Below are 26295 nucleotides of genomic sequence, written 5' to 3'. Positions count from 1 at the left end.
ATCGCCAGCTGCTGGCCGATGTTGGCCTCCGTGAAGCGCTCGCCGTTGTGGCGCAGGACGCGGGCGCCGGCCTCGATGCATTTGGCGGCGAGCGGGATGTCGCCGGTTACCACCACATCGCCCGGGCCGCAGCGCCCGGCGATCCACATGTCGGCGACATCGGCGCCTTCGGAGACGATCACATTCTCCACCAGCGGATTCTGCGACGGGCGCAACCCGCCGTTGGAGACCACGAACATGCGCAGGCGGTGGCGGGTGGCAACCCGCTCGGCCTCCGCCTTGACCGGGCAGGCGTCGGCGTCGATGTAAAGCGCGGTCACTCTGCCGCCTTCTTCCCGGCCTCGGGCTTTGTCTCCGCCGCGGCCTCGGCCTTGGGGGCGGGTTTGGCCTTGCGGGCGGGTTTCTTCACCTTGAACTCCTCCGGGATCGGCATCCGGTTGAAGGCGTCGAGACCGGCGATTTTATACGCCTCGGCCAGGGTCGGATAGTTGAAGGTGTTCTGCACGAAGTAATCCACCGTGCCCTTGAGGTTCAGCACCGCCTGGGCGATGTGGATAAGCTCGGTGGCGCCTTCACCGACGATCTGCACCCCCAGTACCCGGCGGGTTTTCAAAGAGAACAGCATTTTCAGCATGCCGTGCTCCAGCCCCATGATGTGGCCGCGCGAGGTTTCGCGGAAGCGGGCGACGCCGACCTCATAAGGGATGCCACGCTCTTGCAGCTCTTCCTCGGACATGCCGCAGGTGGAGATTTCCGGCACCGAGTAGATGCCATAGGGGTACCAGGGGCTTTCCGGCAGCGTCGGGGTGTCGAGCGCATGGCAGGCGGCAACCCGGCCCTGCTGCAGCGAGGTCGAGGCCAGCGACGGATGCCCGATCACATCGCCGGCGGCATAGATGTGCGGCACCTCGGTCTGGTAGGTCTTGCGGTCGACGCTCAGGCGGCCGCGATGGTCGGTCTGCAGCCCGGTTGCGTCAAGATTCAGCGAGGCGGTGGCGCCCAGCCGGCCGGCCGCAAACAGCAGCATTTCGGCGCGCACGCGGCGGCCGTTGCTGAGGATCACCTCAACATATTCGCCGGCATCCTCGATGGTTTCAACCGCAGCGCCAAGCCGCAGGTCGACGCCGTTTTCGCGGATCTGGTGGGTGAATTCCTGGATCAGGGTCTTGTCGATGAAATCCAGGAAGCTCTCGCGCGGCTCGATCAGGGTGACGCGGACGTCAAGGGCGGCGAACATGGTGGCATATTCCACCCCGATCACGCCGGCGCCGATCACCACCAGCGAGCGCGGAATATCCGCCATTTCAAGGAAATCATCGCCATCGACCACGGTGCGGCCATTGAACGGAACATAGTCCGGGCGGTAGGTGCGGGTGCCGGTGGAGATCAGGAATTTCTCTGCCGTCAGCCGGGTGGTTTCGCCGGCTTCGGTGGCGATCTCCACTTCGTTCGGGCCGATGAATTTGGCCAGCCCCATCAGCGTGTCCACATGGTTGCGGTTGAACTGGTGCTCCAGCACGTCAACCTCGTGGTCCAGTGTCTTGTGCAGGCGCGCCTTCAGGTCATCGGCGAGGATGTCATCCTTCACCCGGTAGGAGCGGCCGTAAAAGCTGCGTTCGCGCCAGCCGGAAAGGTTCAGCACGGTTTCGCGCAGGGTTTTTGACGGGATGGTGCCGGTATGCACCGACACCCCGCCGAGACGGTCCTTGCGGTCGATCACCAGCACCCGGCGGTGCAGCTTGCCGGCCTGGATGGCAGCGGCGCGGCCCGAGGGGCCGGAGCCGATGATGATCAGGTCATAATCAAAGTCTTCACTCATGGCCGCGTCCTTTGTTGCTTAGGTCTGGTACAGCGCGTCGGCATGGAAGGAGACGTGCTCCTCCATGAAGGTCGACACGAAGAAATAGCTGTGGTCATAGCCCGGCTGCATCCGCAGGGCGGCCTGCTGGCGGCGCTCGGCCGCCGCGTGCGCCAGCGCCTCGGGCTTCAAGAGGTCGATGAACTGGTCGCTGGTGCCGGTGTCGATCAGGATCGGACCGTCAAAGCCTTTTTCCCGCATCAGCAGGGTGGCGTCGTGTTTGGCCCAGGCGGATTCATCACCGCCCAGATAGGCGTGCAGCTGCTTGCGGCCCCAGTCTGAGGCCGTGGGGTTGCAGATCGGCGCAAAGGCGGAGACCGATTTGTAGCGGCCCGGCAGGTTCATCGCCAGGGTGAGCGCGCCGTGGCCGCCCATGGAATGGCCGGTGATCGCCTGGCGGCTGAGGTCGATGGCGAAGTTTTCGCCCAGCAGCGCGGGCAGTTCCTCGGCCACGTAGTCCCACATGCGGAAATGCGGCGCCCAAGGGGTCTGCGTGGCGTTCACATAGAAGCCCGCGCCCTGGCCCAGGTCGTAGGCGTCATCATCGGCCACGCCTTCGCCGCGGGGGCTGGTGTCGGGGAAGACGATGGCGATGCCCTGCTCGGCGCACCAGGCCTGGGCGCCGGCCTTGGTCATCGCGTTTTCATGGGTGCAGGTGAGGCCCGACAGGTACCACAGCACCGGCACCGGGCCGTCCTTGGCTTCCTCCGGCAGGAACAGGCCGAATGTCATATCGCCGCCGGTGGCGCTGCTGGCGTGTTTGTAGACGCCCTGGGTGCCGCCAAAGGCGCGGTTCTCGGAAACGGTTTCCATCGGTAAGGCTCCTTAATTCTGTTAGCTCTACCGCTATCCGCAGTTGGCCTCAGGGTCCAGCGGGTGGGCGGCAGCAATGCCGGTTTTTGCGGCACGAGGCTTGCGAAACCGCAAACATTCGGACTGCAGGCCGGGGGAGGGCTCCCGCCCGTCGCAGCAACATGGCGCAGGAAGATGGGGCAGGTTCCGCTCCGGCCAGCTGCGCGCTGGCGGCAGCCAGGGCGCCCTGCGGGCGCGGGCGCTTTCCGGGGCGGGCGGGGGGCGTGTCAGGAGACCCAGGCGATCACCGCAGGCACGGTGACGATCGACAGCACGGTCGAGATCAGGATGGCGGCAGAGGCCCGCTGCGGCGCGACGCCGTAATGCTGCGCCAGCATGTAGACATTGCCCGCCACCGGCAGCGACGCGGCGGCGATGGCCACCGCGGCGGCGAACGGCGCAGCGGGGATCAGCCACAGCACGGCGGCGGCGACGCAGGCCGGGTGCAGCACCAGTTTGGCAAAGCTGAGCCAGCCGGAGACCTGGACCCTTTCGGCAGATTTCGAGGCCAGCGAGGCGCCGATGGCAAACAGCGCGCCGGGGGTGGCGGCGCCGCCGAGGATGGTGAGAAAGTCGTTTGCGGGCGCGGGGATCGGCCAGGCAGACGCCGACCAGGCAAGGCCTGCGCAGATCGACAGGATCATCGGGTTCTTCAGCAGACCCAGCCCCACCAGTTTCAGCGTGGCCAGCTGCACGCCCGCTCCCTGGCCCTGGCCGCGGCCGGTGTTGATCAGAATGACAATCAGCGAGGAGAACACCACCAGATCGACGCTCAGCACCACCATCATCGGCGCCACGGAGGCAGGCCCGAACAGGATCGCCATCATCGGCAGCCCCAGGAAACCGACATTGCCGATCGCGGCGCATTGCGCCTCGACCGCTGCGGTGGGCATGTCCAGCCCGCGGACCCAGGCCACGGCGGTCACCAGCAGGTAGACCGCCAGCGTGCCGGCCAGGTAGCCGAGAATCAGGGCAGGATCGAAGATTTCGGCAAAGGACAGGTTGGCGGCAAAGCCGAAGATCATCGCCGACAGCGGGAAGTAGAACACGAAGCGGGTGAGGTAGGCGGTGGCGTCCTCGGTGAAGAAGCGGCTGCGCCCGGCCCAATAGCCAAGGCCGATGATTGCGAAGAAGGGAAGGGTGCGGAAGAAGATTTCGGCCATGGGGCGAACTGGTAACGGGATTTGACCAATTGGCAAAGAGCCTTTTGCCGCGGGGAAGGCGGGAGGCTCCCGCCTGTTCAGGGCATTCCGGAGAATGCCCGTCGCAGTTGGGGGTGGCCCCGTGCGCTGCACGGGGCAGGGTTGCCGCCGGGACGCGGTCTGCGGGCCGCTGCACCTTGAGCGCGCCGCCTCTGTTGCGAGGCCGTCCCGCAGCGCGCCAGCGCTGCCGGGCCCAACCGGGGAGGGGCAGGCTGCGGCTGCTCCGGCGCGGGCGGGAGTGCTGCCGGTGCCGTGTCTCAGCCGCTGCCGATCAGCGCGCCTGCGCCCAGCACCAGCGCGCCGCCCAGCACAACCTGCATCGCGGCGCGCCAGAACGGGGTTTGCATGAAGCGGTTCTGGATCCAGGCAATCGCCCAAAGCTCCACAAAGACAATCAGCAGGGCGAGGGTGGTGGCGGTCCAGAAGTCCGGGATCAGATAGGGCAGGGCGTGGCCGAGGCCGCCGAGGGTGGTCATCACCCCGGAGGCCAGCCCGCGTTTGACCGGCGAGCCGCGGCCGGAGAGTTCGCCGTCGTCCGAGGCCGCCTCGGTGAAACCCATCGAGATGCCGGCCCCGACCGAGGCCGCCATGCCGACCAGAAAGGTGGTCCAGGTGTCCTGGGTGGCAAAGGCGGTGGCAAAGATCGGCGCCAGGGTGGAGACCGAACCGTCCATCAGCCCGGCCAGCCCCGGCTGCACCCAGGTCAGCACGAACTGGCGGTGGGCGGCGCGGTCCTCGTCCGCGCGGGTGTCCGTATCCAGATGCGTGTCCTGCAACTCGCCCGCGAGGGCCTGATGGCCGGCCTCGGCTGCGGCCAGATCGCCCAGCAGCTTGCGGGTTGCGGCATCCTGCGTCCGGGCGGCGGCGGCGGTGTAGAAGCGCTCGGCGTCGCGCTCCATCGCGCGGGCCTCGCCGCGGATGCGGTCGAGGCTGAGGTTTTCCATCAGCCAGACCGGGCGGCGGGCATAGAAGCCCGCCACATGCTCGCGCCGGATCAGCGGAATTGCCGGCCCGAATCGTGCCTGGTGCAGGTCGATCAGCCGGGCGCGGTGCTCGTCTTCTTCTGCCGCCATGCCGTCGAACATTGCCGCCGACGCAGGATATTCGGCGCGCAGCCGCTCCGCATAGCCGCGGTAGATCCGCGCATCATCTTCTTCTGAAGCAATTGCCAGGGCCAGAACCTCTTGCCCGGTCAGCTCTGCAAAGCGCTTGCGCTGGGTGAAAAACCGCATCATCTGCCCTCAATTTAGAATTATTCTAACTATACCCCTTCCGCGCGCCGCCGCAAGACTCAACGGGTAATGCTGTTGCAAAGCGGCGGCGCGGATTACATTAGGGTCAGACCGTGCTGCCTGCAGCCCGTATCCCGAGGAGCCCGCATGAACCAGCAAGCCAGCGTCCTGCGCACCGGCCGGAAATTCGATCAGGTCCTGGCAGGGGCCCGCGCGGTTTTCCTGGCTGACGGGTTCGAGGGGGCGAGCGTCGACAAGATCGCCAAGGCGGCGGGCGTGTCCAAGGCGACGCTGTACAGTTATTTCCCCGATAAGCGGGTGCTGTTCATGGAGGTGGTGCGTTCGGTCTGCGGGCAGCAAGCGGATGCCTCGCTGGATCTGGAAACGGGCTGCTGCGGCCCGCGGGAGGTTCTGCGGGCGGCGGCGGAGCGCATTCACGGCGCCTTGCTGGGCGGTTTCAGCCTGCAGCTGTTCCGCATCTTTGTGGCCGAGGCCGACCGCTTCCCTGAGCTGGGGCCGATGTTTTATGAGAGCGGGCCGATGGTGATGCACGCGGAGATCCGTGAATACCTGGAACGGGCTGCGGAGCGGGGCGAGCTGGCCATTGCGGATGCCGATCTGGCCGCCGCGCAGTTTGCTGAGCTGTGCAAGGCGGATATCTTTCTGCGCTTCCTGTTCAAGATCGACGGGACCTTCAGCGAGGCCGAGCGCGAACGGGTGATCAGCGGTGCAATTGACACCTTCATGGCGCGTTACGGGGTTTGAGCGGACCCTTCCGGCCGCAAGCCGGAACGGTCAGTGGGTGGTGAAGGCGTTCGGCGTGTTGCGGTAGGTCTCGTGGCAGCTGAGGCAGCTTTGCACCAGGCTGGGCAGGGTGCGGCGCAGGGCGGGCAGGGACCGGGTGCTGAGGTTGCGGGCGGCTGCTTCGGCGCTGTCTGCGCGGGCTTTGAAATCTTTCCAGCCGTGCCAGATCGAGGGCCGCGCATGGGAGCGCGGATCCATCTGGGCCTTCTTGAAATGCTTGCGGATTGCGCCGGTGGATCTGATCAGCTGCCGCCGCGCCGCGCGGGCCCTGTCCCGGTCGAAAGAGCTGCGCCCGGCCATCATGCCGGTCAGCACATCCATCGCCGCCTTTTGCGAGGTCATCAGGGCCATTCTGCGTGTCACATGCTTGCTGTCGCCGTCCCTGGCTGTGACCGGAGCGGTGCTGCCAATGGCAAGGGCTGCGAGGAGTGCCATGAAGGCAATGGTTTTGAACAGGCGGATGCTCATCGGGCTGCCCCCGGGCGGATCGGCCGAATCGCATGACAGGAACAAAATAAGAACATATGCTGTGGAACTCCTGTAATCCGCCGCCTGCCGGCCCCTGCTGCCCGATCTGCCCATGCCCCACCGCCGCATCTTATCGCTTTGGTTTCCGCGCCTTGGCGCCGAACGTATCATGCGGGCAGAGCGCGGCGGCATTGCCGGGCCGCTGGCTGTTGCCGGGGAAGTGTCCAACACCCAGGTTATTTCTGCGTTAAACACGGCGGCTTCGGCGGAAGGTTTGCAGCCGGGCCAGCCGCTGCGCGATGCCCATGCGATGTGTGCGGGCCTGGTGGTGCGGCCGCGCAACCGGGCGGCTGAGGCGGTGTTCCTGGCCGCCCTCAGGCGCTGGGCCGGCAAGTTCAGCCCCTGGGTGGCAGCGGCCGGGGAGGACGGGCTGACCATCGATCTTACCGGCTGCGCGCATCTGTTCGGCAGCGAGGCGGCGCTGATGGCGGCGGCGGGGCAGGACTGTGCAGAGATGGGCCTGAGCGTGCAAATGGGGCTGGCGGATACCCTGGGTGCGGCCTGGGCGCTGGCGCGCTACGCGGGCGAGGACGCGGCGCCGGACCGCTCGGGCGATGCCATCGACCAGGAGGCCCGGGCGACCCGGTCCCGGGCGCAAAAGCGCCGCCCGCGGCAAAGCGCCGAACGCCGCCACTGTACCCGCGGCGGTGCGGCGCCGCAGCTGCAGGCGCCGCCGCCGCCGGAGGCGGGGCGGATTGCGGAACCGGGGCAGGCTTACGGCGCGCTTGGGCCGTTGCCGGTGGCGGCCTTGCGGCTGGACGGCGCCACGGTGGCGCAGCTGAACCGGCTGGGGTTGCGGCGGATCGGCGATCTGCTGGGGCAGCCGCGGGCCGGCCTGGCGCGCCGGTTCGGCCGCGGGCTGGTCTTGCGGCTGGATCAGGCGATGGGCAGCGCGCCGGAGCCGGTCTCGCCCGCGCGCAGCCCGGATCATTTTGCGGTGCGGCTGACCCTGCCGGAGCCGATCGGGCTGATGGAGGATCTGCTGGCGGGGATCGACCGGATGCTGCCCAGGCTGTGCGCCCGGCTGGAAGCGCGCGGCAAGGGCGCGCGGGTGCTGCGGCTGGAGGCGCACCGCTGCGACCAGGAGATGGAGGCCGTGACCCTGGGCCTGGCGCGCGCCAGCCGTGAGCCGGACCGCATCCGGCCGCTGTTGGAGATGAAGCTGGAGCAGATTGATGCGGGCTATGGCATCGACATGCTGCGGCTGGAGGTGCTGCAGGCCGAAGCGATCCACGCCCGCACCCCCGCGGGCCATATGCAGGCGGGGGCCGCGGCGCGGGCGCGGCAGGAGGACGGCGCGGCGCTGGAGGATCTGATCGGCCGCCTGGGCGCGCGGCTGGGGCTGGAGGCGATCACCCGGTATCACCCGGCAGCGAGCCATATTCCGGAAAAGACCTTTACCGTGCAGGCGGCAGCCTGGTCGGAGCCTGCGGCCGGAGGCACCGGGGACTGGCCCGTGCCGCCGCGGCCGCGGCCGCTGCTGCTCTGGCGGCCCGAGCTGGTCACCGCGCCGGAGCGGCCTGAGGTGCCGGAGCGTTTCCGCTGGCGGGCGCGCGACTGGGAGCTGGCCGGGGCCGAAGGGCCGGAGCGGATTGCGCCGGAATGGTGGCTGGAGGACCCGGAGTGGCGCAGCGGCGTGCGCGATTACTGGGTGGTGGCGACCCGAAGCGGCGAGCGGCTGTGGCTGTTCTTTGCCCATGGCGGCGCGCTGTCGCCGGGCTGGTTCTGCCATGGGTCGTTTGCGTGACGGGACAGGCGGGAAACAGTTCGCTGCGCGGCGAAGGGTTTTGCTTGGGCCTGCCGGAAGGACGCGGGTAGAGTGCAACCATGATCACACCGCGTTTCGACATTCTGGGCCAGGCCATCAGCGACGCCAGCCGCACGCAGATGCTGTGCGAGCTGATGGAGGGGCGCGCCTATACCAACAAGGAGCTGGCGGCGGCAGCCGGGGTGACGCCGCAGACCGCCTCGGCGCATTTGCGGCTGCTGCAGGATGCCGGGCTGGTGGTCGCCGAAAAGCGCGGCCGCTGTGTCTATCACCGGCTGGCCGGGCCGGAGGTGGCGCATGCGCTGGAGCAGCTGGCGGCGATTGCGCCCGCAGACAGCCTGCACCGGGCGCAGCAGCGCAAGGCGGGGGATCTGGCACAGCTGCGCAGCTGCTATGACCATCTGGCCGGGCCTTTGGCTGTGGCGATGACCCGGGCGCTTCTGGACCGCGGGATGCTGCGGCAGGAACACGGCGCCTTTTGCGCTGTTCCGGCCGGCGAATGGCTGAAGCTTGGGGTTGTTCTGCCTGACAAACCGGGCCGCGAGCCCTTTGCCCGGCCCTGTCTGGACTGGACCGAGCGCAAGCTGCATGTGGCGGGGCCGATGGGGCGGCTGATGCTGGATCACGCCCTGGACAGCGGCTGGGTCAAGCGCCGCCGGCACAAGCGCGGGCTGGCGCTGACAACGCCTGGAGCACGCGCGCTGGAGCAGGTTCTGGGCCTCAGCTGCGGCGGGCTGGTGGCGGCCTGAGGCAGGCCCGAGCGGGCTGAGAACAGGGGGCAGAGCCTGTGCGTCTTCTGCATCACAGCAAAATTCGAAGCGGATAAACCTTGATTTGCCCGGGAAACGGCGCAACCTATACACTATGAGCTTTGATCAGGTGCAGCCTTTTCCCGGATCTTCCTACCCTCAGCAAGTCGCGTTTGACCGGCGGGAACTGTCGGTCATTATGACGTTGTACGGCCGCATGGTCGCGGCGGGGGAATGGCGCGACTACGGGATTGCCTGCCTGCGTGATCTGGCAGTTTTTTCCATCTTCCGGCGCACCGCAGAGCATCCGCTTTACCGGATCGAAAAGCGCCCCAGGCAGCGGCAGCGGCAGGGGCAGTATTCGGTGGTGGGCATGGACGGGCACATCCTGAAGCGCGGCGCCGATCTGAAGACCGTTTTGCGGGTGCTGGAGCGCAAACTGATCCGGTCTGTGGACTGACGGGTGCGGCTGCTGCCGCAGAGGGACCGGAAAACTCAAATTTTCCGGTCAGAAAACTTCGCAAGATTTTCACTGCCTGCGGCGGCTGATGCCGGTCACGCCAGCCGTTTATGTGCGGTGACCGGGCCGTCGCCCTGGGCCTGGATCCGTTCAACCGCCTCTTCTATGGGGTCGATCGCCACCGCCATATCATGCGCGTTGGCGTGGATCAGAGTGCGGGAGTCCCGCACCAGCGCCACATGGCCTTTCCAGAACAGCAGGTCGCCGCGCTGATAGTCTTTGGATGCGGCTGCCTCTCCCAACTCTGCCTCCTGCATGCCGCTGTCGCCGGGGCAGGGCAGGCCGCAGGCCAGCAGCGCCGCTTGCACCAGGCCGGAACAGTCGATGCCGAACCGGCTGTTGCCGCCCCAGAGGTAGGGGGTGCCGAGAAACAATTCCGCCACTGCCGCCGGATCCGCGGCATGGGCGCCCAGCGGCGACAGGTGGCGGGCGGGAATGAACCCCAGATTGGTGTCAAGAAACCGTCCGGTGCCGCCCAGGACCTGCACCCGGCTGCCATGGCTGAGCGCCTGCGTCTCCGGCGATTTGAAGTCATCCGCCGAATAGCTGTGGGTCGCCGGGGCGCTGACCCAATGGGTGGCTTCAAACGGCGCTGTAAGGGCCGTGCCGGGCACATATCCGACGTAGGAATCCTTGGCGGCTTGCACAAACGACCAGCCGTTCCGGTCCTCGTAGACGGTCACCGGCTCGCCATAGAGAAGCTGGCGGTCGCGGGCGCCGTCCGGCGCGCGCAAAAGGTCCGCAACCGGCACCCCGATGCGGGCAGCGGTGCCCGCGACCAGGTCCAGGCCCGCGGGCGCATCTTTCAGATGCGCGGCGGCGATGCGGGTATTTATGGGCGTGCGGCGTTGGTCTGGCATGGGATCACAGCTCCAGCAGGTCAGGCAGCGCCGCAAACAGGGCGCGGGCCCCCTGCAGGGCGCCGCCCTTGGGGCGGCCGGGGGCGGCGCTGGGGGTCCAGCCGTAGATGTCGAAATGCATGTAGCGGGCATCGCCGGCAAAGCGGCGCAGGAACAGCGCGGCGGTGATCGAGCCTGCAAAGCCGCCGGAGGGCGCATTGTCCAAATCCGCAATGCCGGGTTCGATCATGGTCTCGTAAGGGTCATAAAACGGCATCCGCCAGACCGGGTCGGCGGTATGCGCGGCACTGGCCGACAGGGCTGCGGCATCGGTATCGCGGTCGGTGTAGAAGGGCGACAGGTCGGGGCCGACGGCGACGCGCGCGGCACCGGTGAGGGTGGCCATGGAGATCAGCAGATCCGGCTCTTCCTCGGCGGCCAGCGTCAGCGCGTCGGCCAGCACCAGGCGGCCCTCGGCGTCGGTGTTGTTGACCTCGACCGTCAGCCCCTTGCGCGAGGTCAGCACGTCGCCGGGGCGGAAGGCGGGGCCAGAGACGGCGTTTTCCACCGCCGGAATCAGCACCCGCAGTTGCAGCTTCAGCCCGGCGGCCATGATCATCCGCGCCAGCCCCAGCACATTGGCGGCGCCGCCCATGTCCTTTTTCATCAGCGCCATGCTGTTTCCGGGCTTCAGGTTCAGCCCGCCGGTGTCGAAGCAGACGCCCTTGCCCGCCAGGGTCAGCCGCGGCCCGGCGCTGCCCCAGCGCAGCTCGATCAGCCGCGGCGCGCGGTCCGAGGCGCGCCCCACCGTGTGGATCAGCGGAAAGTTCTGCGCCAGCAGATCCTCGCCCAGAATGGTAGAGGTCTCGGCGCCGAATTCTTCTGCCAGGCCCTCGGCGGCAGCCTGCAGCTCTGCAGGGCCCATGTCGGAGGCGGGCGTGTTGATCAGGTCGCGGGTCAGGCATTCGGCGGCGGCGAGGGATTCCACGGCGCCTGCATCCAGACCATCCGGCGCCACCAATGCGGCGGTCTGTGCCGCGTTTTCCTTGTAGCGGTCAAAGCGGTAACCGGTCAGCAGCCAGCCCAGCGATTCGGTTGCGGCAGCTTCCTGCGGCAGGCCGGAGGCGATCCGGTAGGTCCCGGCGGGCAGTTTCGCGGCGGCCTCGGCCAGCACAAAGCGCAGGCGCGTGCGCGCGGCGGCATTGCCATAGCCGGCCAGGGCCATTTCAAATGTGCCATCCGCCGCCGGCACGGCCAAAGCCTGGCCGCAGGCGCCGGTGAAGCCCTGCGCCGTTGCCCAGGCCTGAACACGCTGCGGCTGGCTGGAGAGCCAGCTGTCGAAAGTGTCGCTTGCGATGACATGCACAGGACAGGCGTCCGGGCTGGACGCGGCAAAGACGGGCGGCATGGGCATACTCCGGTTGCGGATCAGTAATGATGCGCCAGAGTAGCCGCCGCAGCGCCGCCTGCAAGCCCTGCCGGCCGCGGATCTGTCAGATCGTCATGTCCTGCTGATCCCAGACCGCGGTCAGCGAGCGTTCGCCCACCCGCATCAGCCGGAACAGGATCGCGGCCACCGCCGGAGCATCCTCGGCATCAATGGCCACGGTCGCATCCCTGGCAATGGCTGACAGCGCCGTCATGCCGATCTGATCGGCCATTGCGATCAGCGACCGGGCGCTTTTGCGCAGGCTGACCATGTCGTTCTGCCGCCAAAGCCGCTCGCAATGCGTCAGGCGCACGGCCATTTCTTCGACCGCCCGGCAGACCACATCTTCGGCACCGGCTTCGCCGAGCTGATCGTAAAGCGAAGAGAGTTTATTAGGATCAAGGCACACTTTTTCCGCGTGCATCACTGTTAAAATATTGGCCACCACATTCACCCAAGTTGTATGTACCCCCACGGCACAACTGCCAATTTGGACCCGACAAGTTTTCAAAAGGTTTCCAGTGCGGTGATCAAATCCCTCGAATTTACTGACAATGCGGGGTATCACGTCCGGCAACGCGCAAACAATCGGAGGATTCGACAATGGAATTTGCCAAACCTCTCCCCAGTTATCTGGTGACCCGCTACCACGGCTGGAAAGCCACATCCTACAAGGAAAACCAGGGCTGGTACCGCCGCCTGGCCACCGAAGGGCAGCGTCCGCGCGCCATGGTGATCTCCTGCTGCGACAGCCGCGTGCATGTGACCTCGATCTTCGGGGCTGATCAGGGTGAATTCTTCATTCACCGCAATATCGCCAATCTGGTGCCGCCGTTTGCGCCCGATGGCGATCACCACGGCACCTCGGCGGCGGTGGAATATGCGGTGACAGCGCTGAAGGTCTCGCATCTGATCGTGCTGGGCCATTCGCAGTGCGGCGGCGTGCAGGGCTGCATCGACATGTGCAAGGGCAACGCGCCGCAGCTGGAAGAGAAGACCAGCTTTGTCGGCCGCTGGATGGAGATTCTGAGGCCCAAGTTCGACGGCGTTGCCGGGATCGAGGATCCGGAGCAGCAAGCGCGCCAGTTTGAGCGCCAAGCCGTTGTTGCATCATTGGAAAACCTGATGACCTTTCCCTTCATCGAATCGTCGGTGAAGGCCGGACAGCTGAGCCTGCATGGCCTGTGGACCGACATCGGCGAGGGCGGGCTGGAATGTTATGATCCCAAGACGGGCGTGTTTGCGCCAGTCTGACGTCATGCCGGGGTTTTGCTGATACCAAAAGCAGCTGCCAGATTGGCGGCTGCTTGCGTATAGCCGCCGCCGGCCCCATCGACAAAGTGGATGTGGTCGTCCTCCACCGGCGAGGGCACGATGCAGGTGACCATGGCGGCGTCTTGTTCGTGCAGCCCGAATTGCACCAGCCCCGCGCCGGCGGCCTGCTGCAGACGGTCGCGGATCCGGCTGCTGATGGCCGGGGTGCAATCCAGCGTCATCTTCAGACCGTCGTCAAATTTGCGAAAGTCGGAATGGGCTTTGAGAACGGACAGGTAATGCACCGGGTCAAAGGCGCCCGCCGGGCGCTTCAAGGCGAAAAGCGCGCCGGCAAAGAGGCTGTGGAAGAATAGATAAAACTTCCGCAAAACCACCGGCTGATTCCCGCGGGACGCCTGGGCTTCCAGCGCCAGGCCGGCGGGTGGAAAGCGCAGTTTCGGGCCGGAATCGGGCACCGGGTGGCCGTCTTCCGCAAGTTCAGAGGCCAGATCCAGCAATTCTGCCGAGAGCCGGGCAAAGGCCCGCGGGCTGGTGCCCGGCGCGGGCTGGGCCACCACCGACAGGATAATGCCGTTCCGTGCGGGTGTGTTGCTCCAGCGGCAGGACAGGCCGCTGAGGTCGGGCGGTCCGGCCTGCGGGGCGGCGGCCACCGTAAAGGCGCCGGCCTTCATTTGCGTCTCGGCCCAGGCCAGGCCGCCGCCGTTGAACATGGCGAAATCCGCGTGGTCCGACACCGCATAGCGGGCAATCCGGACATCCAGCCCCTCGGCCCGGATCCGATCCATCGGCACCATCGCAGCCCGCAGGCTGACGCCGTATTCCGCTTCGGTCCAGCTGCGCAGACCCGCCAGCACCGTCTTGGCGGTGTCCTTGTGCCGGGCCGGCACCGCAAAGGAGGCGCCGTCGCCGCCGAAGATAAAAGGGAACGCCTCGCCCTGCAGCGCATTGCGCATGGCGGCGATCACTGCGGCGCCGATCATGTTGACGGTCTTGTAGCGGCCCGCCGCCGCCAGCCCGGTGGAGTTGACGATATCGGTGCAGCACAGGTGCCAGTCCGGCGGCAGCGGCACAAAGGCTTCCGGAGCCGCAAGGCTGTCGAAGGACCGGGTTTTCGGCAGGCCGGCATAGAAGCTGTCTGTCGTCATTCGATTCCCGCCCCAGTAACCCGTCCCAGTAACCCGCGCCAGTGACCTGCCGTCTCTTCCTAAACGAATTGTGTGTCTGGGCCAAACATGCAAGCTGTGCCGCGGAAATGGCAAGCCGGGGAGCGGGGAATGCAGGCAGGATTGGTCTTATTGTGCCTCGCTTACGTGCTGAGCCAGTTTTTCCGTGCTTTTCTGGCGGTGCTGTCCAGCGTGCTGGCGCAGGATATCGGAGCGGCGCCGGATGATCTCGCCTTTGCGTCGGGCATGTGGTTCCTGTCCTTTGCGGCAATGCAGCTGCCGGTGGGCTGGGCGCTGGACCATGCGGGGCCGCGCCGGACCGCGGCGCTGCTGCTGCTGCTGGGCGGCGGCGGCGGGGCGGCGCTGTTTGCCGCGGCGGCCGGGCCCTTGCATGTCAGTATCGCGATGTTTCTGATCGGCATCGGCTGTTCGCCGGTGCTGATGGCCTCTTACTATATCTTTGCGCGCCAGTACCCGCCTGCGCGGTTTGCGACCCTGGCGGCGCTGATGCTTGGGGTGGGGTCGGCCGGCAATCTGGTCGCCTCCTACCCGACAGCGCTGGCGGTGGATCTGTTCGGCTGGCGGCAGACGCTGGCGGGGCTGGCGGTGGTTTCCGCGGTGGTGGCGGCCGGGCTCTTTGTGACCGTGTCAGATCCGGACAAGCCGGACGGCGAGCACAAGGGATCGGTGCTGGATCTGCTGAAGATGCCGGCGCTGTGGGCGATTTTCCCGCTGATGCTGGTGGCCTATGCGCCGTCAGGGGCGCTGCGGGGGCTGTGGATCGGGCCCTATCTGAACGACCTTTACGGGCTCAGCACCCAGCAAGTGGGGCTGGCAACGCTGGTGATGGGGGCAGCGATGATTGCCGGCACTTTTCTATATGGGCCGCTTGACCGGATGCTGGGCACCCGCAAATGGGTCATACTGGGCGGCAACCTGCTGGCGTGCCTGGCGTTGGGCGGATTGATTCTGGCGGCTGGCACGCCGGTCTGGATGCCGGTTTTGCTGATGGCGGCGGTCGGGTTCTTTGGCGCCTCCTTCCCGGTGATCATGGCGCATGGCCGCGCCTTTGTGCCGCCGCATCTGGCCGGGCGCGGGGTCACATTGCTGAATTTCTTTGGCATCGGCGGGGTGGGAATCATGCAGTTCGCCACCGGCCGCATCCATGCGGGAATGGCCGGAGCGGACCTTTCCCTGCCCTATACCGGGATTTTCAGCTTCTTTTTGGTCTGTTTGGCGTTGGGATGCGCCATTTATCTGCTGAGCCGGGACAGCATGGACTGATCCGGGACTTTAAACTTTTCCCCGGAGGCAGTATCACTCCGCCGCCGGCCATGGGGCCGGGCATTACTGGAGAAACAGACAAATGGGTTACCGCATCGTCGTCGTTGGCGCCACTGGCAACGTGGGCCGCGAAATGCTGAACATCCTGGCCGAGCGCCAGTTCCCTGTGGATGAGATCGCTGTGCTGGCCAGCCGCAAATCTCTCGGCACCGAAGTCAGCTTTGGCGATAAGACACTGAAGACCCAGGATCTGGACACCTTCGATTTCAGCGGCTGGGACATGGCGCTGTTTGCCGTCGGCTCTGCCGCGACCAAGGATTACGCGCCCAAGGCCGCTGCCGCCGGCTGCACCGTGATCGATAACTCGTCGCTGTACCGTTACGATCCGGACATTCCGCTGATCGTGCCGGAGGTGAACCCGGACGCCGTGCACGGCTATGCCAAGAAGAACATCATCGCCAACCCCAACTGTTCCACCGCGCAGATGGTTGTCGCCCTGAAGCCGCTGCATGACCGCGCCAAGATCAAGCGCGTTGTCGTCTCGACCTATCAGTCGGTGTCCGGCGCGGGCAAAAACGGCATTGATGAGCTGTGGGACCAGACCAAGTCGATTTACAACCCGACCGATGACAAGCCGGCCCGGCAGTTTACCAAGCAGATCGCCTTTAACGTCATTCCGCATATCGACGTCTTCATGGAAGACGGCTCGACCAAGGAAGAGTGGAAGATGGTCGCCGAGACCAAGAAGATCATCGACACCTCGATCAAGGTCACCGCGACCTGTGTCCGCGTCCCGGTGTTTGTCGGCCACTCGGAAGCCGTGAACATCGAGTTCGAGGACTTCCTGGACGAAGACGAGGCCCGCGATATCCTGCGCGAGGCGCCGGGCGTCATGGTGATCGACAAGCGTGAAGACGGCGGCTATGTGACCCCGGTGGAATGCGTCGGTGATTTCGCCACCTTCATCAGCCGAATCCGCCAGGATTCGACCATCGAGAACGGCCTGAACCTGTGGTGCGTCAGCGACAATCTGCGCAAGGGCGCGGCCCTGAACGCGGTGCAGATTGCCGAGCTGTTGGGCCGTGAGGTCCTGAAGAAAGGCTGAGGTTTCCTGCCATTCTGATGAGGGGCCGCTTCGCAAGAGGCGGCCCTTTTCTTTGGCGTGGCCTCCGGGCGGGGCGGCGGTTAGGGTCGGCATCGGGCGGGCAGTTTTGCGCCGCGGATATTTGTTTGAGAGATGCCAATGCGATTTCCCCTGATGGCCTTTGCCGTCACTTCCTTTGCCGTGTCTGCCGCACCCTTTGCGGCGGCTGAAACTATTCCCGTCAGCAGTTCTGTGTCGGAGGTGACGCTGTACCCGGGGCTGGCAGAGGTCACCCGCGGCGCCGCGCTGGCTCTGCCGGCAGGCCGCCACCGGCTGATCCTGCAGAATGTTCCCAGGACCGCCTTGCTGGAGACCCTGCAGGTTGAGATCGCCGGCGCCCGCCGCGTCGCCACCCTGCTGCGCGAGGATTATGTGCCGCCGCGCAATGCCAATGATCCTGAGGCCGAGGCTGCAGAGGCGCAAGTGCGCGAGGCCGAGGCGCGGATTGCAGCGGTGCGGGATGAGGCTGCGCGGGCCCGTTCCGGGGTGCGGGCGGCGGAGGCTTCGATTGGCTTCCTGCAGCAATTGGGCGCGAACGAAGGGCTGGCGGCAGCGGATGCCGCCGCGCTGAGCGCGATTGCCCGGATGATTTCGGACGAGGCAGCCGGGGCCAGCCAGGCGGCGGTGGCGGCAGAGGCAGAGGCACGCCGGATCGAGCTGCAGCTGGAGCACCTGGAAGAGGAATTGGCAAAGGCGCAGGCGGCGCTGGCTGCGATCACGCTGGAAGATAAAGACCGTCTGTTTATCGCCGTGGATATCGAGGCCGAACAGGCGGGCGAGGGCGCTATCAAGGTCAGCTACTACACCGCGGGTGCGGGCAATACCGGCTGGCAGCCGTCCTACGAGATGCATCTCAGCACCGTGGCGGAGCAGCAGGTCATCCTGAAACGGGCGGTGATGCTGGTGCAGGACACCGGCGAAAATTGGCAGGACGTGGGGCTGACGCTGTCGACCGCGGTTCCTGGCGGGCAGGGCAGCCCGGCTGTCTTGCATCCCTGGCTGCGGCGGATCGAGGAACCGCAGCCGCGGAGAACGCTGAAATCCTTGGGGCAGGATGCGGCGGAAATGTCTGCGCTGGCAGAGCCGGCACCGGAGGCGCCGCTGATTGCTGATGAAGCCCAAGGCAGCTGGGGCGCCGATCCGGGCGGCGCGGCAGCGACCTACCGGTTCGGCCTGCCGGTCTCGATTGCCTCCGGCGCCGACCTGCTGCGGCTGGAAATGGACAGCCTGACCGCTGAGGCAAAGGTGCGGGCGGTGGCAGTGCCGTCGCGGGACAAGACCGCCTATCGGGTGGCCAGTTTTGCCAACACATTCGGCGAGCAGCTGCTGGCCTCGTACCAGGTTCCGCGGTTTGTTGATGGCAAGCTGGTCACGGTGGAGCCTTTTGCAGGGCTGGCGCCCGGGGCGGAAATGGACGCCGGTTTCGGCCCCGTCGAAGGCCTGCTACTGCGCCGCGATGTGCTGGGGCAAAGCGAGGGGGAGCAGGGGCTGATCTCGCGCAGCAACGCGCAGGTGCAGAAGGTGGAGATCACGGTGGAGAACCTGACCGCGCAGGACTGGGTGGTACGGGTGCTGGACCGGGTGCCTTATTCGCAGCAGGACGATCTGGAGATCGAGTGGAGCGCGAAACCGCAGCCCGCGGAAGAGAACGTGGAGAAACAGCGCGGCATCCTGGCTTGGGACATGGAGATTGCAGAGGGCGAAAGCGGGACAATCCGCCTGGACACCGCACTCAGCTGGCCCGAGGGGATGGTGCTGCGCTGATTTTGCTGCGGCGACGGGCGGCAGGCGGCGCACTCCCGCCCGTTGCCAGGTATTGAAAATACCTTCCTCCCGTTGGGCGTGGCACCGCGCCCCGCGCGGTGCCACGCCCAAAGCCGCTGCCGTTGCTCTGGCTGTGCCAGGGCGGCGGGCGGGCACGGGAGAGCTTCTTTTGTCAGAGCCCAAGGGGCGGTGTTATTCCGCCTTCCAGCGGGCTGCCAGCGCGCGGGCATTGCGGGCAAGCACCATCACGTCGATGCCGACGGCCAGAAATTGCGCCCCCATGTCCGCATACGCCTGAACGGCTTCCTCTGTGGTTCCCAGTATGCCGGGCGCCAGGCCTGCAGCCCTGATCCGACTGATCGCATCGGCGATCACCGCGCGCACGTCCGGATGCGCGGAGTTGCCCTGATGGCCCATATCTGTCGACAGATCCGCCGGGCCGATGAAAACGCCGTCAATGCCCTCGACCTGCAGGATTTCATCCAGAGCGTCTATCCCGGCGCGGTTTTCCACCTGCACCAGCAGGCAGACCTCCTGATCGGCGGTCTGGATGTACTCAGTCACCGTGCCGAACATGGTGGCGCGGGCCGCCGTGGCGCCGACCCCGCGCAGGCCCTTCGGCGGGTAGCGGCAGGCGCGGACCAGTTCCCGGACCTGATCTGCGCTTTCGACAATCGGCACCAGCACGGTCTGGGCGCCGGCATCCAGCACCTGTTTGATCATCCAGGTCTCGCCAACCGGCACCCGCACCACCGGATGGCTGGGGGAGGCGGCCAGCGCCATCAGCTGGTCACGGATCGAGCGGATGCCGTTCGGGGCGTGCTCGCCGTCGATCACCAGCCAGTCAAAGCCGCAGGTGCCCATGATCTCGGCTGCGGAGGCCTCGGCAAAGCTCATCCAGCAGCCGATCTGGCGCTGGCCCTTGGCTAGGGCCTGTTTGAAGGTGTTTAAAGGGGCGGGCATGGGCAGGGCCTCCTGTCAGGCAAAGGTGATGGATAGGGAGCCGAAGGGCCCGAAATCGGCGGCAATCTCCGTGCCCGGCGGGCATTCGATGGGGCGGATGAAAGAACCTGAGAGTACGATATCCCCGGCCTCGATCCGTTGTCCATATTCCGCCATCCTCCGCGCCAGCCAGAGGACCGAGGTGACGGGATCATTCAGCACCCCCGCGCCGAGGCCGGTTTCCTCAACCGTGCCGTCGCGGGAGGTGATGGCGCCCACCCAGCGCAGATCGTGGGCGTCGGCGGCGTGGCGTTCTTTGCCCAGCACGATACCGGCATTTGCGGCGTTGTCGCTGATGGTGTCGGTGATGATGCGGGCCTGACCGGTCTCCGGATCCGCACGCAGGATGCGGGTGTCGAGGATTTCCAGCGATGGCGCAACATAATCCGTGGCGGCCAAGACGTCCGCGCGGCTGCACCCGGCGCCTGCGAGGGGGGATTTCATGACAAAGGCAATCTCGGCCTCCACCCGCGGCTGGATGAAGCGGCCAGCGGGGACGGTGGCGCCGTTTTCAAAGAGCATATCGTCCAGCAGCACGCCGCTGTCGGGCGTGGTGATGTTCAGCGCCTGCTGCATGGCGCGGCTGGTGAGGCCGATCTTCCAGCCGATTTTCCGGCGCCCCGACGCCAGCTTTTGCCTTATTAGAGCCTGCTGCACCGCATAGGCATCGTCCAGGGTCATGCCGGGATAGGCCAGCGAGAGCAAGCCGCATTGGCGGCCGGTTGCCTCGGCCGCCAGCAGGGTTGCGGCGGCCTCCTGATGCTGTTCCGGGGTCATGCCTCGTCCTCGCCAAACTCATCCGCGACGGTGTTGCGCAGGAGGCCGATGCCCGCGACCTCAACCTCGACCACGTCGCCGGGCGCCAGGTATTTCGGAGGATCGAAGCGGGCGCCTGCGCCGGTTGGGGTGCCGGTGATGATCACGTCGCCGGGCTGCAGGGTGGTGAAGGTGGAGATATAGGCGATCTCCTCGCGGATCGGGAACATCATGCGGGCCAGGGTGTCGTCCTGGCGGACCTCTCCGTTGACGCGGGTCATGATGCGGGCGTCATCCAGTTGCGCGGCGTCGGTGAAGGGCACCAGCCAGGGGCCGATAGAGCCGGAATTGTCCCAGTTCTTGCCTTGGGTGACGTTGAATTTCGCATGCCGCACCCAGTCGCGGATGGTGCCCTCGTTCGCCAGCGTCAGCGCGGCGATGTGATCATAGGCGTCTTCCGGCTTGATCCGGCGGCCTGCCTTGCCGATCACCACCGCGACCTCGCCCTCGTAATCCAGGGTGTGGTTCTCCGGCGGGCGGATCAGCGGGCGCTCTGCCCCGGTGAAGGAGCGCGCAAAGCGGGGGAACAGGGACATGTGTTTGGGCTGGGCCGAGCCGTCCTTGTATTCGGCGTTGCGGTCCGGGAAGTTGACGCCGACGCAGAGGATCTTCTCCGGGTTGGGGATCGGAATCTCATAGGTGAAATTTCTGTGGGTGACGGGCTTGCCCTCGGCGGCCTTTTCCAGCGCGGGCAGGGCCTGGGCCGCGATCACCTCGCGCAGGGTGGGCCAGTCGGGAAATTGTGGCGACAGGGCGATCATGCCGGCATCCGTCACTGCGCCATAGAAGGTCTCGCCGTCAGCGGTATAGGTGGCAAAGCGCGTCATGTCAGGTTCCTCGCGATTTCGGTGATGACGTCAAAGGCCATCATCACGTCTGCTTCGGTGGTTTCAAACTGGCCCGCCTGGAAACGGATCACCAGATCGCCGTCGACGCGGGTCTGGGTCAGGTAGATGCGGCCGTCGTCGTTGATCGCATTGACCAGCTGGAGGTTCAGCGCATCCAGATCCGCGGCGCCCTCAGGCGCATAACGGAAGGTCCAGAGCGACCACATCGGCGGGGTGGTGATTTCGAAATCAGGCTCTGACTTAAGCTTTTCGTGCAGTTGGCTGGACCAGTTGACGTGGTTGCGCAGCCGCTGGCGCAGACCCTCAAGGCCGTAGGTGCGGATCAGAAACCAGATCTTGAGCGCGCGGAAGCGGCGGCCCAGCGGCACCGACCATTCGGAATAATTGATGATGCCGTCATGGCCGTGGGTCTTGAGGTACTCCGGGCTGATGGCGAGGGTCTGCACCAGGTCGTCCGGGTTCTTCAGGAAATGGGCGGAGCAGTCGAACTGCACCCCCAGCCATTTATGCGGGTTGAAGACGATGCTGTCGGCGCGCTCTACCCCCGGCCAGTAGTGGCGGTATTCCGGGCAGATCATCGCGGAACCGGCCCAGGCGGCGTCCACATGGGTGTAGAGGCCATGCTTTTCGGCCACGTCCAGCACTTGATCCACGGGATCGGTGGCGCCGGTGCCGGTGCCGCCCACACAAAGGATCACACCGGCGGGCTGGTGGCCTGCGGCGAGGTCGGCCTGAATTGCGGCCTCGAGGGCTGCGGGGTCCATACCGCGCCAGTCGCCCTTGATGGGCACCCGGATCAGGTTCTGCTGGCCAATGCCCGCCACCCAGATGGCGCGGTCGATGGAGGTGTGGACCTCGGAAGAACAGTAAATCCGGAGCGCCCTTTGGCCGAACAGCCCGTGGCTGTTGCCCTGCCAGTTCAGGGCTTTCTCCCGCATGGTCAGCACCGCAGCCAGAGTGGCGGAGGAGGCGCTGTCCTGAATGACGCCCTGGAACTGGCCGGGCAGGTCCAGCGCCTGGCGCAGCCAGTCCATCATTCTTGTTTCCATCTCGGTCGCCGCCGGGGAGGTCTGCCACAGCATGCATTGCGGCGCGATGGCGGCGGCGAGGAATTCGGCCAGCACCGAGGGCGCGGCGGCGTTGGAGTTGAAATAGGCAAAGAAGCGCGGGTGCTGCCAGTGGGTGATACCGGGCATCACGGCGTTTTCAAAATCGGCAAAGATCGCCTCCATCTCCTCGCCCTGTTCGGGCGGGGTTTGGGGCAGCGCGTTGAGCACCTCGCCGGGGCGGGTCTGGGCGCGCACCGGGCGGTCGCCCACCGTCAGATGGTAGTCCTGCGCCCAATCGGCCACCCGGCGGCCCCAGTCGGAGAATTCATTCCATTTCATCTCGTCTCGTCTTTCTTTGCCCGTACCAATGGCACGAACAGCGCCTCACCGTGGCACGGCGCCGTCCTCATGTTGTATCAGGGTGCAATAATCGGCTGCGCGTCCAAGGTGCTGGGTTTCGGGGCGGTGCCTTCGAACACCGAGCCCTCCTCGAACCAGCTGCGCGGGGCAGGGGCGCCCCAGAGGGTCTGGCGCTGCGGATCGGTGAGCGACCATTTGATCGGCTCCAGATCCGGGTCGACGGTCTGGTAGTCGGAGCAGTAGATCTCGATCCGGTGGCCGTCGGGGTCGCGCACATAGAGGAAGAAGGCGTTGGAGATGCCGTGGCGGCCGGGGCCGCGCTCGATGTTATCGACATAGCCGGTGGTCGACATCAGATCGAGCAGGTCGATGATGTTCAAGGGGGTCGGCACCCAGAAGGCGGTGTGGTGCAGGCGGGGGCCAAGACCATTGGTGAAGGCGACGTCATGCACGCCGCCCTTGCGGTGCATCCAGGCGGCCCAGACGCGGCCGCTGTCGTCGTCCTCGGTGTATTCGGTGACGCGGAAACCCATTTCGTTATAGAAGGCGACCGCCGAGTCCACATCGGCACTGAACATGTTGAAATGGTCGATGCGCAGCGGTTTTACTCCGTTATAGAGCCTGTATTTCTGGTGGATCGGCTCCAGCCGGTCCATCCTGACATAGAACTCAAGCGGGATGCCCCAGGGGTCGCGGGTGCGTAAGGTCTTGCCCATGTGGGGGCGGTCGATCCATTCCACCGGCAGATCCCGGGAGGTGAAGAATTCCGCTGCCTTGTCCAGGTCCGGCTCATCGTAAAGCTTGAAGCCGAGAACCCCGACGGAGGCGGTCTCCGCCTTGACCAGCACGATGCAGTGGTGGCCGCGTTCCTCCATCGCGCGCAGATAGATGCGGCTGTCGTCCTCGTGCGTGACCTGAAGGCCAAGCGTGTCCACGTAGAAGGCGCGCGAGGCGGCAAGGTCGGTGACGGCGTATTCGACGTGGGACAGCCGGACGATGTTGAAGGGCGGATAGAGGTTTGCGGCGGGGACGGGCATGGTCGGAACCTTTCGCGTGGGGCCGGGGGGCGGGAGCGGGGGGGCGGGCCCCCAGGCGCGGAATCTTGTGATGGCCGGTGGCAAAGCCGATGTGCTTTTGTTCCATATAGAACTCGAACGACCAATCGCCGCCGTCGCGGCCGATGCCGCTGGATTTGACACCGCCGAAGGGCGTGGGCAGGTGGCGGACGTTTTCCGAGTTCACCCAGATCATCCCGGCCTCCAGCTGATTTGTGAAGCGCAGGGCGCGGGTGAGGTCGTTGGTCCAGACATAGCCGGTGAGGCCGTATTGGGTGTCATTGGCCAGTGTCAGAGCCTCATCTTCGTCCTTGAACCGGATCGCAGTGAGGACCGGGCCGAAGATTTCCTCCTGGGCGATGGTCATGTTGTTGGTGGCATTGGTGAACAGGGTGGGGCGGACGAACCAGCCCTTGTCTCCGGCGCGGGTGCCGCCGGCGGCGATGGTGGCGCCGTCCTGTTCGGCGGTCTTGAAATAGGACGTCACCTTGTCGAAATGCACCTTGTGGATCAGCGGGCCGACTTCGGTGGCCGGGTCCAGCGGGTGGCCGACCTTGATGCTGTTGACCCGTTCGATCAGTTTGGTCTCGAATTCCCCGGCGATGCTTTCCTGAACAAGGAGGCGCGAGGAGGAGGTGCAGCGCTCGCCGTTCAGCGAGTAGATCATGAAGACCGCGGCATCCAGCGCGCGGTCCAGATCGGCGTCGTCAAACACCACCACCGGGTTCTTGCCGCCCAGTTCGAAATGCACACGCTTGAGGGTATCGGCGCCCTGTTTCATGATCATCGAGCCGGTTTTGGACTCGCCGACAAAGGCGATGGCCTTGATGTCTGGGTGTTCCGTGAGGGCTTTGCCGGCATCCTCGCCAAAGCCGTTCACAAGGTTCCAGACGCCGGGCGGAAGGCCTGCTTCCTGGGCAATCTCGGCCAGGATGCGGGCGGTGAGGGGGGAAAATTCAGCCGGTTTGTGGACCACGGTGCAGCCGGCGGCCAGCGCGGGCGCGATCTTCCAGGTCGACAGCATGAAAGGCGTGTTCCAGGGGGTGATCACGCCAACCGGGCCGATCGGCACGCGGGTGGTGACATTCATCAGCGTTGGCGACTGCAGTTGCTGGCCGTCGCGGGCTGATGGGGCCTTGTCCGCAAAGAAGCGGAAGTTTTCCGCCCCGCGCAGGGCGGCCTTGGCCATGAAGCGGATCGGCTGGCCGGTGTCCCAGCTTTCGCACAGGGCGATTTCCTCGGCGCGGCCGGCGATCAGATCGGCGATGCGGTGCAGGATCTTCTTGCGCTCCAGCGCCGGCATGTCGCGCCAGGCGGGGAAGGCGGTTTTGGCGGCCTTGGCGGCGGCGTCGATATCCGCGGCACCGCCCCTGGCAACTGTGCAGATCACGCTTTCATCCACCGGCGAGGATGTTTCAAACGTGGCGCCGGAGGCCGCGGGCCGGCTTTCGCCTGCGATCAGGTTCCGAATGCCGCTGTCGCGGAAGCGGCTCAGGTGGCCGGTCAGCGTTTCGATGTTGGTGGTCAGATCGCGCATCACTGGTCCGCCTTTTGCATATGGTCGCGGATGGTGCCGCATTTGGGAGAAAGGTCCGGGTCGATGTCGCGCATCTCCAGCGAGAGCGCGATGGAGTGCTGCTGCATCGCTGGCGCAAGGAAGGCCCGGGCCGCCTCGAACACCGCCTGAGCCGCGCGTTTGCGGGTGTCTGGATCGCGGCCGGCCCGCAGGCGGATCGAAATGTCGATGTAGCCGTGCTGCGGGCCGCCATCCGCGATTGAGACGTGACTGGCGGCAAAGGCGCGGACCCGGAGACCCGCCAGAGGAAACACGCCGGTGGCCGCTGCCGCCTGCCGCAGATGGCCGCAAAGCGCGGCAATATCGGCGCGCTCCTCCATATTGGGTGAGTAGTCCAGGGTGATGTGCGGCATGTCCGGTATCCCTTCTGAATTACTTAACATGTTTAGCAAAATGAAGGGCGCCAGTCAAGCAGAAGAAATCCAAGCGGTAATTGCGTTTAGCCGTGAGGGGGGTGATAATCGGATATGACCAAGATGATGCCGGCCACTGACCGATCCCTTCCCATCGCGCTGTTGCGGGCGCGTGAGCGTGTGATGGGGCCGATCCGGGCCTTGCTGAGCGGCGCCGGCCTGACAGAGCAGCAATGGCGGGTTCTGCGCGTGGTGCAGGAGAGCGGGCCGATTGATCCGACCCAGATTGCCGATAAGGCCTGCCTGCTGCTGCCCAGCCTGACGCGGATCCTGCAGAAGCTGGAGGAGAAGCAGCTGATCAGCCGTGAGCGGGATCGGCAGGACCGCCGCCGCCAGGTGGTGCGGATCACCACTGGCGGCGCGCGGGTCATTGCCGACAACATTGACGCGAGTCTGGAGCTGATGAACCGCACCCGGGCCAAGATGGGGCCGGAGCGTTATGAGGCCCTGCTGGATCTGCTGAACGAGCTGGATCAGATCGACCTGTCCGGGTGAGTCGCCTTTGACGCATATGGCGCGGATTCTGGAGCAGGTGACGCAAACCGGGCGGGGCCTGCGTGTTGGCTGTATTTCCGTATGATCGTGTATTTTATTAATAAATTCAAATATTTACGCGTTATTTAACGCAAGGGTTGCGCCGTAAGTCATGCTGCGCCTGCATGGATGAATTCCTGCTAATGGCGCAAATGGCGCGGCCGGTGTCTGAAATCGCTCTGTGAATTGCCGCATTTCTCAACAAATCTGTCGGTGACAGTTGGTGAGGAC

25 protein-coding genes and 1 pseudogene are annotated in these 26295 nt (G+C 65.8%); 9 read left to right on the top strand and 17 right to left on the bottom strand.

What is annotated here, in order from left to right; genetic code table 11:
- The 5 genes from VOI29_RS07780 to mbfA all read right to left on the bottom strand — a co-directional run.
- Positions 1 to 320, bottom strand: a 320-nt coding sequence (locus VOI29_RS07780; protein ID WP_323777584.1) for a YaiI/YqxD family protein, incomplete at its 3' end; no start/stop codon positions are given.
- Positions 317 to 1819 carry a Si-specific NAD(P)(+) transhydrogenase gene (sthA, locus tag VOI29_RS07775; protein ID WP_323777583.1) on the bottom strand — a complete coding sequence of 501 codons (1503 nt, stop codon included), beginning with the start codon at positions 1817 to 1819 and terminating at the stop codon, positions 317 to 319. The genes VOI29_RS07780 and sthA, both read right to left, overlap by 4 nt.
- Positions 1820 to 1837: 18 nt before the next feature.
- Positions 1838 to 2671: an S-formylglutathione hydrolase gene (fghA, locus tag VOI29_RS07770; RefSeq protein WP_323777581.1), complete on the bottom strand. Its 834-nt coding sequence runs from the start codon at positions 2669 to 2671 to the stop codon at positions 1838 to 1840.
- A 266-nt stretch (positions 2672 to 2937) separates the two neighbouring features.
- Positions 2938 to 3873, bottom strand: a complete 936-nt coding sequence (locus VOI29_RS07765; RefSeq protein ID WP_323777579.1) for an AEC family transporter — start codon at positions 3871 to 3873, stop codon at positions 2938 to 2940.
- Between the two features lie 296 nt (positions 3874 to 4169).
- Positions 4170 to 5144 carry an iron exporter MbfA gene (gene mbfA / locus VOI29_RS07760; protein ID WP_323777576.1) on the bottom strand — a complete coding sequence of 325 codons (975 nt, stop codon included), beginning with the start codon at positions 5142 to 5144 and terminating at the stop codon, positions 4170 to 4172.
- Between the two features lie 147 nt (positions 5145 to 5291).
- Here mbfA and VOI29_RS07755 point away from each other — a divergent pair, with 147 nt between their 5' ends.
- Positions 5292 to 5909, top strand: coding sequence for a TetR/AcrR family transcriptional regulator (locus tag VOI29_RS07755; protein ID WP_323777574.1), 618 nt, complete (start codon positions 5292 to 5294; stop codon positions 5907 to 5909).
- 30 nt (positions 5910 to 5939) lie between these two features.
- Here VOI29_RS07755 and VOI29_RS07750 read toward each other — a convergent pair whose 3' ends face one another.
- Positions 5940 to 6416: a cytochrome c gene (locus tag VOI29_RS07750; protein WP_323777573.1), complete on the bottom strand. Its 477-nt coding sequence runs from the start codon at positions 6414 to 6416 to the stop codon at positions 5940 to 5942.
- A gap of 112 nt (positions 6417 to 6528) precedes the next feature.
- Here VOI29_RS07750 and VOI29_RS07745 point away from each other — a divergent pair, with 112 nt between their 5' ends.
- The 3 genes from VOI29_RS07745 to VOI29_RS07735 all read left to right on the top strand — a co-directional run bounded on the left by VOI29_RS07745 (position 6529) and on the right by VOI29_RS07735 (position 9453).
- Positions 6529 to 8223: a DNA polymerase Y family protein gene (locus VOI29_RS07745; protein WP_323777571.1), complete on the top strand. Its 1695-nt coding sequence runs from the start codon at positions 6529 to 6531 to the stop codon at positions 8221 to 8223.
- An 80-nt stretch (positions 8224 to 8303) separates the two neighbouring features.
- Positions 8304 to 8993 carry a metalloregulator ArsR/SmtB family transcription factor gene (locus tag VOI29_RS07740; protein WP_323777569.1) on the top strand — a complete coding sequence of 230 codons (690 nt, stop codon included), beginning with the start codon at positions 8304 to 8306 and terminating at the stop codon, positions 8991 to 8993.
- Between the two features lie 115 nt (positions 8994 to 9108).
- Positions 9109 to 9453: a DUF2794 domain-containing protein gene (locus tag VOI29_RS07735; protein WP_323777567.1), complete on the top strand. Its 345-nt coding sequence runs from the start codon at positions 9109 to 9111 to the stop codon at positions 9451 to 9453.
- A gap of 95 nt (positions 9454 to 9548) precedes the next feature.
- On the opposite strand, the gene VOI29_RS07730 is transcribed toward VOI29_RS07735, so the two are convergent.
- From VOI29_RS07730 to VOI29_RS07720, 3 genes are all read right to left on the bottom strand, one after another.
- A complete protein-coding gene (locus VOI29_RS07730; protein ID WP_323777565.1) occupies positions 9549 to 10373 on the bottom strand; it encodes a C40 family peptidase in 825 nt (274 codons plus the stop codon).
- 4 nt (positions 10374 to 10377) lie between these two features.
- On the bottom strand, positions 10378 to 11760 hold the full coding sequence (locus tag VOI29_RS07725) for a leucyl aminopeptidase family protein (protein WP_323777587.1): 1383 nt from the start codon (positions 11758 to 11760) through the stop codon (positions 10378 to 10380).
- A gap of 85 nt (positions 11761 to 11845) precedes the next feature.
- Entirely contained in the window at positions 11846 to 12205 is a 360-nt protein-coding gene (locus tag VOI29_RS07720) for a hypothetical protein (protein ID WP_323777585.1), read from the bottom strand.
- Between the two features lie 179 nt (positions 12206 to 12384).
- Between VOI29_RS07720 and VOI29_RS07715 the strand changes: the two genes are divergently transcribed.
- On the top strand, positions 12385 to 13035 hold the full coding sequence (locus VOI29_RS07715) for a carbonic anhydrase (protein ID WP_323777563.1): 651 nt from the start codon (positions 12385 to 12387) through the stop codon (positions 13033 to 13035).
- Positions 13036 to 13037: 2 nt separating this feature from the next.
- Here VOI29_RS07715 and VOI29_RS07710 read toward each other — a convergent pair whose 3' ends face one another.
- A complete protein-coding gene (locus VOI29_RS07710; protein ID WP_323777561.1) occupies positions 13038 to 14201 on the bottom strand; it encodes a DUF3095 domain-containing protein in 1164 nt (387 codons plus the stop codon).
- Between the two features lie 129 nt (positions 14202 to 14330).
- Between VOI29_RS07710 and VOI29_RS07705 the strand changes: the two genes are divergently transcribed.
- The 3 genes from VOI29_RS07705 (at position 14331) to VOI29_RS07695 (ending at position 18411) form a co-directional block, all read left to right on the top strand.
- Complete coding sequence (locus tag VOI29_RS07705; protein WP_323777558.1) at positions 14331 to 15503, top strand: MFS transporter; 1173 nt, start codon at positions 14331 to 14333, stop codon at positions 15501 to 15503.
- Positions 15504 to 15585: 82 nt separating this feature from the next.
- Positions 15586 to 16608 carry an aspartate-semialdehyde dehydrogenase gene (locus VOI29_RS07700; RefSeq protein WP_323777557.1) on the top strand — a complete coding sequence of 341 codons (1023 nt, stop codon included), beginning with the start codon at positions 15586 to 15588 and terminating at the stop codon, positions 16606 to 16608.
- Between the two features lie 138 nt (positions 16609 to 16746).
- A complete protein-coding gene (locus VOI29_RS07695) occupies positions 16747 to 18411 on the top strand; it encodes a DUF4139 domain-containing protein (RefSeq protein WP_323777555.1) in 1665 nt (554 codons plus the stop codon).
- Positions 18412 to 18603: 192 nt separating this feature from the next.
- Here the strand turns inward: VOI29_RS07695 and VOI29_RS07690 are convergent, their stop codons facing one another.
- The 7 genes and pseudogenes from VOI29_RS07690 to VOI29_RS07660 form a co-directional block, all read right to left on the bottom strand.
- Positions 18604 to 19374, bottom strand: a complete 771-nt coding sequence (locus VOI29_RS07690; RefSeq protein WP_323777553.1) for an HpcH/HpaI aldolase/citrate lyase family protein — start codon at positions 19372 to 19374, stop codon at positions 18604 to 18606.
- Between the two features lie 15 nt (positions 19375 to 19389).
- Positions 19390 to 20190, bottom strand: coding sequence for a 2-oxo-hept-4-ene-1,7-dioate hydratase (hpaH, locus tag VOI29_RS07685; protein WP_323777551.1), 801 nt, complete (start codon positions 20188 to 20190; stop codon positions 19390 to 19392).
- Positions 20187 to 21056 carry a fumarylacetoacetate hydrolase family protein gene (locus tag VOI29_RS07680; RefSeq protein WP_323777550.1) on the bottom strand — a complete coding sequence of 290 codons (870 nt, stop codon included), beginning with the start codon at positions 21054 to 21056 and terminating at the stop codon, positions 20187 to 20189. The genes hpaH and VOI29_RS07680 overlap by 4 nt, the downstream gene beginning before the upstream one ends.
- Positions 21053 to 22465, bottom strand: coding sequence for a pyridoxal phosphate-dependent decarboxylase family protein (locus VOI29_RS07675; RefSeq protein WP_323777548.1), 1413 nt, complete (start codon positions 22463 to 22465; stop codon positions 21053 to 21055). The genes VOI29_RS07680 and VOI29_RS07675 overlap by 4 nt, the downstream gene beginning before the upstream one ends.
- 77 nt (positions 22466 to 22542) lie before the next feature.
- On the bottom strand, positions 22543 to 23523 hold the full coding sequence (hpaD, locus tag VOI29_RS07670; RefSeq protein ID WP_323777546.1) for a 3,4-dihydroxyphenylacetate 2,3-dioxygenase: 981 nt from the start codon (positions 23521 to 23523) through the stop codon (positions 22543 to 22545).
- Between the two features lie 46 nt (positions 23524 to 23569).
- Positions 23570 to 25078, bottom strand: a pseudogene (gene hpaE / locus VOI29_RS07665) (5-carboxymethyl-2-hydroxymuconate semialdehyde dehydrogenase); the annotation flags it as partial.
- Positions 25078 to 25470 carry a 5-carboxymethyl-2-hydroxymuconate isomerase gene (locus VOI29_RS07660; RefSeq protein ID WP_323777544.1) on the bottom strand — a complete coding sequence of 131 codons (393 nt, stop codon included), beginning with the start codon at positions 25468 to 25470 and terminating at the stop codon, positions 25078 to 25080. The pseudogene hpaE and the gene VOI29_RS07660, both read right to left, overlap by 1 nt.
- Positions 25471 to 25584: 114 nt before the next feature.
- On the opposite strand from VOI29_RS07660, the gene hpaR reads away from it, so the two are divergent.
- Complete coding sequence (hpaR, locus tag VOI29_RS07655; RefSeq protein ID WP_323777542.1) at positions 25585 to 26025, top strand: homoprotocatechuate degradation operon regulator HpaR; 441 nt, start codon at positions 25585 to 25587, stop codon at positions 26023 to 26025.
- The last annotated feature ends 270 nt before the right edge of the window (positions 26026 to 26295 follow it).

Origin of the sequence: Leisingera sp., assembly GCF_034669605.1 — a bacterium.
Classification (GTDB): Bacteria; Pseudomonadota; Alphaproteobacteria; order Rhodobacterales; family Rhodobacteraceae; genus Leisingera.
Note: the sequence above shows the minus strand (reverse complement) of the source record. Positions and strands in the feature narration are given on the sequence as shown.

What these genes read in the sequence shown, in the direction of transcription:
- sthA (WP_323777583.1), bottom strand. Translation starts at nt 1,819, where the DNA reads ATGAGTGAAGACTTTGATTATGACCTGATCATCATCGGCTCCGGCCCC.
- fghA (WP_323777581.1), bottom strand. Translation starts at nt 2,671, where the DNA reads ATGGAAACCGTTTCCGAGAACCGCGCCTTTGGCGGCACCCAGGGCGTC.
- VOI29_RS07765 (WP_323777579.1), bottom strand. Translation starts at nt 3,873, where the DNA reads ATGGCCGAAATCTTCTTCCGCACCCTTCCCTTCTTCGCAATCATCGGC.
- mbfA (WP_323777576.1), bottom strand. Translation starts at nt 5,144, where the DNA reads ATGCGGTTTTTCACCCAGCGCAAGCGCTTTGCAGAGCTGACCGGGCAA.
- VOI29_RS07755 (WP_323777574.1), top strand. Translation starts at nt 5,292, where the DNA reads ATGAACCAGCAAGCCAGCGTCCTGCGCACCGGCCGGAAATTCGATCAG.
- VOI29_RS07750 (WP_323777573.1), bottom strand. Translation starts at nt 6,416, where the DNA reads ATGAGCATCCGCCTGTTCAAAACCATTGCCTTCATGGCACTCCTCGCA.
- VOI29_RS07745 (WP_323777571.1), top strand. Translation starts at nt 6,529, where the DNA reads ATGCCCCACCGCCGCATCTTATCGCTTTGGTTTCCGCGCCTTGGCGCC.
- VOI29_RS07740 (WP_323777569.1), top strand. Translation starts at nt 8,304, where the DNA reads ATGATCACACCGCGTTTCGACATTCTGGGCCAGGCCATCAGCGACGCC.
- VOI29_RS07735 (WP_323777567.1), top strand. Translation starts at nt 9,109, where the DNA reads ATGAGCTTTGATCAGGTGCAGCCTTTTCCCGGATCTTCCTACCCTCAG.
- VOI29_RS07730 (WP_323777565.1), bottom strand. Translation starts at nt 10,373, where the DNA reads ATGCCAGACCAACGCCGCACGCCCATAAATACCCGCATCGCCGCCGCG.
- VOI29_RS07725 (WP_323777587.1), bottom strand. Translation starts at nt 11,760, where the DNA reads ATGCCGCCCGTCTTTGCCGCGTCCAGCCCGGACGCCTGTCCTGTGCAT.
- VOI29_RS07720 (WP_323777585.1), bottom strand. Translation starts at nt 12,205, where the DNA reads ATGCACGCGGAAAAAGTGTGCCTTGATCCTAATAAACTCTCTTCGCTT.
- VOI29_RS07715 (WP_323777563.1), top strand. Translation starts at nt 12,385, where the DNA reads ATGGAATTTGCCAAACCTCTCCCCAGTTATCTGGTGACCCGCTACCAC.
- VOI29_RS07710 (WP_323777561.1), bottom strand. Translation starts at nt 14,201, where the DNA reads ATGACGACAGACAGCTTCTATGCCGGCCTGCCGAAAACCCGGTCCTTC.
- VOI29_RS07705 (WP_323777558.1), top strand. Translation starts at nt 14,331, where the DNA reads ATGCAGGCAGGATTGGTCTTATTGTGCCTCGCTTACGTGCTGAGCCAG.
- VOI29_RS07700 (WP_323777557.1), top strand. Translation starts at nt 15,586, where the DNA reads ATGGGTTACCGCATCGTCGTCGTTGGCGCCACTGGCAACGTGGGCCGC.
- VOI29_RS07695 (WP_323777555.1), top strand. Translation starts at nt 16,747, where the DNA reads ATGCGATTTCCCCTGATGGCCTTTGCCGTCACTTCCTTTGCCGTGTCT.
- VOI29_RS07690 (WP_323777553.1), bottom strand. Translation starts at nt 19,374, where the DNA reads ATGCCCGCCCCTTTAAACACCTTCAAACAGGCCCTAGCCAAGGGCCAG.
- hpaH (WP_323777551.1), bottom strand. Translation starts at nt 20,190, where the DNA reads ATGACCCCGGAACAGCATCAGGAGGCCGCCGCAACCCTGCTGGCGGCC.
- VOI29_RS07680 (WP_323777550.1), bottom strand. Translation starts at nt 21,056, where the DNA reads ATGACGCGCTTTGCCACCTATACCGCTGACGGCGAGACCTTCTATGGC.
- VOI29_RS07675 (WP_323777548.1), bottom strand. Translation starts at nt 22,465, where the DNA reads ATGAAATGGAATGAATTCTCCGACTGGGGCCGCCGGGTGGCCGATTGG.
- hpaD (WP_323777546.1), bottom strand. Translation starts at nt 23,523, where the DNA reads ATGCCCGTCCCCGCCGCAAACCTCTATCCGCCCTTCAACATCGTCCGG.
- VOI29_RS07660 (WP_323777544.1), bottom strand. Translation starts at nt 25,470, where the DNA reads ATGCCGCACATCACCCTGGACTACTCACCCAATATGGAGGAGCGCGCC.
- hpaR (WP_323777542.1), top strand. Translation starts at nt 25,585, where the DNA reads ATGACCAAGATGATGCCGGCCACTGACCGATCCCTTCCCATCGCGCTG.